The organism is Pseudovibrio sp. POLY-S9, from assembly GCF_001431305.1.
Lineage (GTDB): Bacteria > Pseudomonadota > Alphaproteobacteria > Rhizobiales > Stappiaceae > Pseudovibrio.
On sequence record NZ_LCWX01000228.1, the window covers coordinates 20,775 to 25,767 of the forward strand.

The window sequence follows — 4,993 nt, forward strand, 5'->3', positions numbered from 1 at the left end:
GATAATGGTACCCGGCTCCAATTTATCCCCGTCCTGCGCCAGCACGGTAACATCGAGAGTAGGATCAACCTGACGAAATGCGGAAAGAGCCAGATCAATGCCAGCCAGCACGCCATCCTTACGAGCCGCAATCACACCCGTTGCAACAGCATCAGCCGGAATGGTCGCCTGCGAGGTGATGTCACCTGCGCGGCCAAAGTCCTCAAGCAAAGCAGCTTTGACGGCATCATCCACCATGATCAACGAAAGCTCGGGCAATGAAGACGGACGGCTCATAGCATATCTTCCTCTTCAACAGCTTGCTGGCCAACATCGCTGGCAGCAGCCTCGCTCGCCAGCTTCTCAATTTGTGCAAGCTTCACAAAGGAGCGCTTGGCAGCCTCCGCCTTCTGCGGGAAGTCAGAACGGAAATGACCGCCTCGGCTTTCTTCGCGAAGCAGAGCAGACCCTGTAATCAGCTTGGCTGCAATCACCATGTTGAGAATGGAGTCGCGGCGGCACAGCGTCTCAGCGTTCTGCAACCGTGCAAGCGTCCTTGTCAGCCCTTCTGCATCACGAACCACACCAACATGGCGGGACATGGCAGAACGAACCATGGAAACAACGGCACGTTCCTGCGGATTGCGTGTGGAGGCCTGATCATCAACATCATCGATTTCAGCCCAATGATGCACCCGGTGATGCGGCATGAGGGCCTGAATGTCTTCTGCAATGCGACCTGCAAACACAACAGCTTCAAGCAAAGAGTTGGATGCCAGACGGTTGGCACCATGGGCCCCCGTCGCCGCAACTTCACCAGCTGCCCAAAGGTTGTCGACAGAGGTCCGGCCAGAAGCATCGGTCAGCACACCACCCATGTGGTAATGTGCTGCCGGAGCAACAGGGATCAGACCATTGATCGGATCAATACCAGCCTTCTCGCAGGCTGCATAAACGCGGGTAAAGTGCTCAGGGAAGCTTGCACCAATGGCCTCGCGGCAATCAAGGAAAGCACCACGGCCAGCCGCAAGTTCTGTATGGATCGCGCGCGCAACAATATCACGAGGGGCCAGCTCAAGATCAGGATGGATGCCATCCATAAAGCGACGACCGTCATCATTGATGAGGATCGCGCCATCACCGCGGATCGCTTCACTTGCAAGCGGAGCAGGGTCCTGCTCAACATTGAGAGCTGTTGGGTGGAATTGAACGAACTCGGCATCAGAAACCAGCGCACCTGCACGGGCGGCCATCGCAAGGCCATGTCCGTTTGCTTCACCCGGATTGGTGGTTGTTGAATAAAGATGGCCAACACCACCGGAGGCCAGCACAACAGCTTTTGCAGGAATGGTAATGCGCTGCGTCCCACCACGGCGACGCGCAGTAATACCGGTGACATACCGGCCTTCAGCGATCAGCTGACAGCCGATGTACCCTTCGATGATGCGGATAGACGGTGTCTTGTAGGCCGCATCAACAAGCGCCTGCATTATGGCTTCACCAGCCATGTCACCACGCACACGCACCACACGGTGGCTGGAGTGGGCAGCTTCGCGGGAAAGAGCCAGCTTGCCAGCAAGGTCTTTGTCAAAGGGTACGCCATAGCCCAGCAGATCGTGAATGCGGTCAGACGCTTCACGGGTCATGCCTTCAACAATGGCTTCTTCGCAAATGCCGTCACCTGCTGTCAGCGTATCCTGCGTGTGGGCGGAGTGGTGATCACCCTCGGCCACAGCAGCAGCAATGCCGCCTTGTGCCCATGCAGAAGAGGTACCACCGCCAATGGGCGCGTTGGTCACAATGGTCACTGGCCGCGGCGCAAGCTTGAGCGCGCAGAACAGGCCAGCAAGGCCACCACCTAAGATAACAACATCATCCACGCCGTTCAGAGCAACAGCAGGGGCGAGAGAAGAACCGAACTGAGACATTTCAGAGATTATTCCAGACTATGGGGACCTGATCTAAAAGTCCTGCTGCCGTTAAAGGCAGCAGGGTGCACTGAAGACTTTTCAATATGCCAGCTACACGAAAGCCTCTAGTTCTTCAAGTTGATCATGCGTTCTACGGAGGCACGAGCGCGATCCGCCACACTTTCATCAACAATCACTTCACCAGACATATCGAGCAAACAGTCCAGAATTTTGGTGAGGGTAATGCGCTTCATGTGTGGGCACAGGTTGCAGGGGCGGATGTAGTTCACGCCAGGTGTAGAGGAGGCAACATTGTCCGCCATGGAGCACTCGGTGATCATCATCACCTTCTCAGGGCTGTTGTCCTTCACCCAGTCAATCATATGAGAGGTTGAACCAGCAAAGTCAGCTTCTGCAACAACTTCCGGCGGGCACTCAGGGTGCGCAATGATCTTCACATCAGGGTCAATGGCACGGTAGTCGCGCAGCTCTTCCGCCGTAAAGCGCTCGTGGACTTCGCATGAGCCGGCATAGGTCAGCACATCAACATCAGTCTGGTTGTTCACGTTGGCTGCAAGGTACTGATCAGGGATCAGCAGCACCTTGTCAGTGCCCATGGCTTCAACAACCTGAACCGCGTTGGAAGAGGTGCAGCAAATATCGCACTCAGCCTTCACATCAGCGGAGGTGTTCACATAAGTGATGATCGGAACGCCCGGATTGGCTTCACGCAGCTTTCGTACATCTGCACCTGTGATGGATTCTGCAAGGGAGCAACCTGCATCCATATCGGGGATCAAAACGGTCTTTTCCGGAGACAGGATTTTGGAGGTCTCAGCCATGAAGTGCACACCGCACTGAACAATAACCTGAGATTCAGTCTTCGCAGCTTCTTTCGCCAGCTGCAGGCTGTCGCCAACAATATCAGCCACGCCGTGGAAGATATCCGGGGTCATATAATTGTGCGCCAGAATAACGGCGTCGCGCTCTTTCTTCACTTTGTTGATCGCAAAAATCAACGGAGCAAGAGCAGCCCACTCAATCGCAGGAATGAAGTCCTTAACCTTCTCATAGGCCTCTGCTGTCGCTTCTGCGACCTCGGGCGTGTAGGCAAGGTCTGGACGCTCCAAAGGGGCATACTGTTTTTGTGCTGGTGCGCCAGCTTGAACAGCAGCACCCTCAATGCCGGCAGTAATGTCATTGACAGCAAGGCTGTCTGCTTCAGCGAATGTAATCGTGGCGGACATGCGCTATCCCTTATTCTGCCGGCTTGAAACCGGATTATACTCAATGTGAGTATAAGGGGTCTATAAAAAAACACGGCCACAATGCCGATGCCAACCCTTATGCTCATTTTGAGTTTTTATAGACCTCTTCCCTCGCGTCGACAACCTATTCTTTTGCCGGATGCATATGATTGCTGCGTTTAAGCTCGATTTAGCCTTACTGAGTAATCACTTAATTTCCTAAATTTGCAGGGTACAAATGAGAAAAGCCCGACATTTCCGCTTAATCAGAGGAAACGTCGGGCTCACATTACTTGAGAGCAGAAAATGGCTCTTACTTGGCTGGGACGTAGCTGGATGGGTTACCATCAGCGCCCTGATTGACCATGTAGTACTGGTTCTCACCGCTGTCGAACACGAGGAAACCATCCTGATCAGCAGGCTTGGTCTGTGTGCCCCATGGAGATTGAATGATCACTTCAGCAGCTGGGGCATAACCGATGGCAGACATGCGCACCATCTCAACGGGAACGGTCTTCAGCGCGCCAGTCAGGCCAGCGTCTTTTGCGTTAAACAGCGCAAGAACTTCCGGAGCCATATCCAGACGTTTTACAAGGCGGGTGTTTTTGGCTGCGACTTCTTCCAGACCAACCATCTCGTATTTGGAGGTGAACGTCTCTTTGCCAATCACGTAAAAATCAGGGCCGGTCTTGCTCATTTGCAACGCAACCACAGAACCAACGTTCTTGGCGATGTAAGCATCATCGTAGCTGGTGGAATCTACAGAACCCAATGGGCCACGGATCGCTTCTGGCAGGTCTGCCAGTGTGTCGCCTGTAATCTTCCAGCCGAGGATTGGACGGTCCTTGATGTAAAGCTCTTTGGCAGGTGCATGCTTTTCAACGCGTGCAGTCAGCTCAGCTTGGCTCTGCACATCGTCCTGCGCAGAAGCTGCCAAAGGTGCGCTTACAGCAAAGGCAAGCAGGCCTGCAGCGAGTGTTTCTCCGAAAGAAAATGAGTAGGTCATGGTCGGCCCCTAAATGTTGACGGGGGAATTAGGTCAGGACCCAAATCAAAGTCAAGCGACTCCGCCAGTTTCGCTAGCATTTTGAAATATATTAGTATTCTCACATATGCCTGCATTTGATCAGAGAGAGCCTTCCAGCAAAATGCCTTAGGGATAAAGACTCATTCCAATTGCTGATGGATGACCTAAGTAATTTCAATTATTGCAGAACGGAAAATTAGATTAAACCTGATTATTCCCCGCTGCTCAGCGAAAAACGGACACCATTGGTCCAGCGTCTGGCCGAAACTCTCTGCCGGATGCAGGAAAGGAAATTGCATGTCTCAAGCGACCCAGGTCGAGAACCAATCCTCTGTCCGGCGCGGCCCCAACGTCCCGCTCATAATCATCAGCGGATGTATCATCGGCATTCTCTCGTTTGGACCACGGGCAACCCTTGGATTGTTCCTGACGCCCATGTCCTCAGAGTTTGGCTGGGGCAGGGATGTGTTTGCCTTTGCGCTGGCACTTCAAAACCTTGTTTGGGGTGCTGCACAGCCTTTCGCTGGGATGATGGCAGATAAATTCGGCACAGGAAGAACTCTGGTGCTCGGCGCGATCATCTACGCCATCGGCCTCTATCTTATGAGCCTGTCAGACACACCACTCTTACTACAGGTCTCCGCAGGTGTTTTGATCGGTCTGGGTGTCGCCTTCACATCCTTCTCGCTTGTTTTGGCTGCCTTCGCCCGGTCTGTTCAGCCTCAATACCACGGCATCGCTTTTGGCATGGGCACGGCTGCCAGCTCCTTCGGCCAGTTTCTCTTTGCACCGCTGGGCCTGGGCCTGATCGAAAACTATGGCTGGGCCAG

At 53.7% G+C, this 4,993-nt stretch carries 4 protein-coding genes and 1 pseudogene; 1 reads left to right on the forward strand and 4 read right to left on the reverse strand.

All coding sequences use genetic code 11. The annotated features are described in order from the left end of the window. The 4 genes and pseudogenes from PPL9_RS31555 to PPL9_RS22745 all read right to left on the reverse strand — a co-directional run. Positions 1–276: pseudogene (locus tag PPL9_RS31555) on the reverse strand (nicotinate-nucleotide diphosphorylase (carboxylating)); the annotation flags it as partial. Continuing rightward, positions 273–1,907, reverse strand: a complete 1,635-nt coding sequence (locus PPL9_RS22735) for an L-aspartate oxidase (protein WP_057464866.1) — start codon at positions 1,905–1,907, stop codon at positions 273–275. The pseudogene PPL9_RS31555 and the gene PPL9_RS22735, both read right to left, overlap by 4 nt. Positions 1,908–2,014: 107 nt before the next feature. Then, the gene (gene nadA / locus PPL9_RS22740) at positions 2,015–3,136 is read right to left on the reverse strand and encodes a quinolinate synthase NadA (RefSeq protein ID WP_057464867.1); all 1,122 of its coding nucleotides are present in this window, start codon (positions 3,134–3,136) and stop codon (positions 2,015–2,017) included. 313 nt (positions 3,137–3,449) lie between these two features. Next, on the reverse strand, positions 3,450–4,142 hold the full coding sequence (locus PPL9_RS22745; RefSeq protein WP_057464868.1) for a hypothetical protein: 693 nt from the start codon (positions 4,140–4,142) through the stop codon (positions 3,450–3,452). Positions 4,143–4,460: 318 nt separating this feature from the next. Here PPL9_RS22745 and PPL9_RS22750 point away from each other — a divergent pair. After that, the coding region (locus tag PPL9_RS22750) for an MFS transporter (protein WP_152986805.1) at positions 4,461–4,993 on the forward strand (533 nt) is incomplete at its 3' end.

What these genes read in the sequence shown, in the direction of transcription:
- PPL9_RS22735 (WP_057464866.1), bottom strand. Translation starts at nt 1,907, where the DNA reads ATGTCTCAGTTCGGTTCTTCTCTCGCCCCTGCTGTTGCTCTGAACGGC.
- nadA (WP_057464867.1), bottom strand. Translation starts at nt 3,136, where the DNA reads ATGTCCGCCACGATTACATTCGCTGAAGCAGACAGCCTTGCTGTCAAT.
- PPL9_RS22745 (WP_057464868.1), bottom strand. Translation starts at nt 4,142, where the DNA reads ATGACCTACTCATTTTCTTTCGGAGAAACACTCGCTGCAGGCCTGCTT.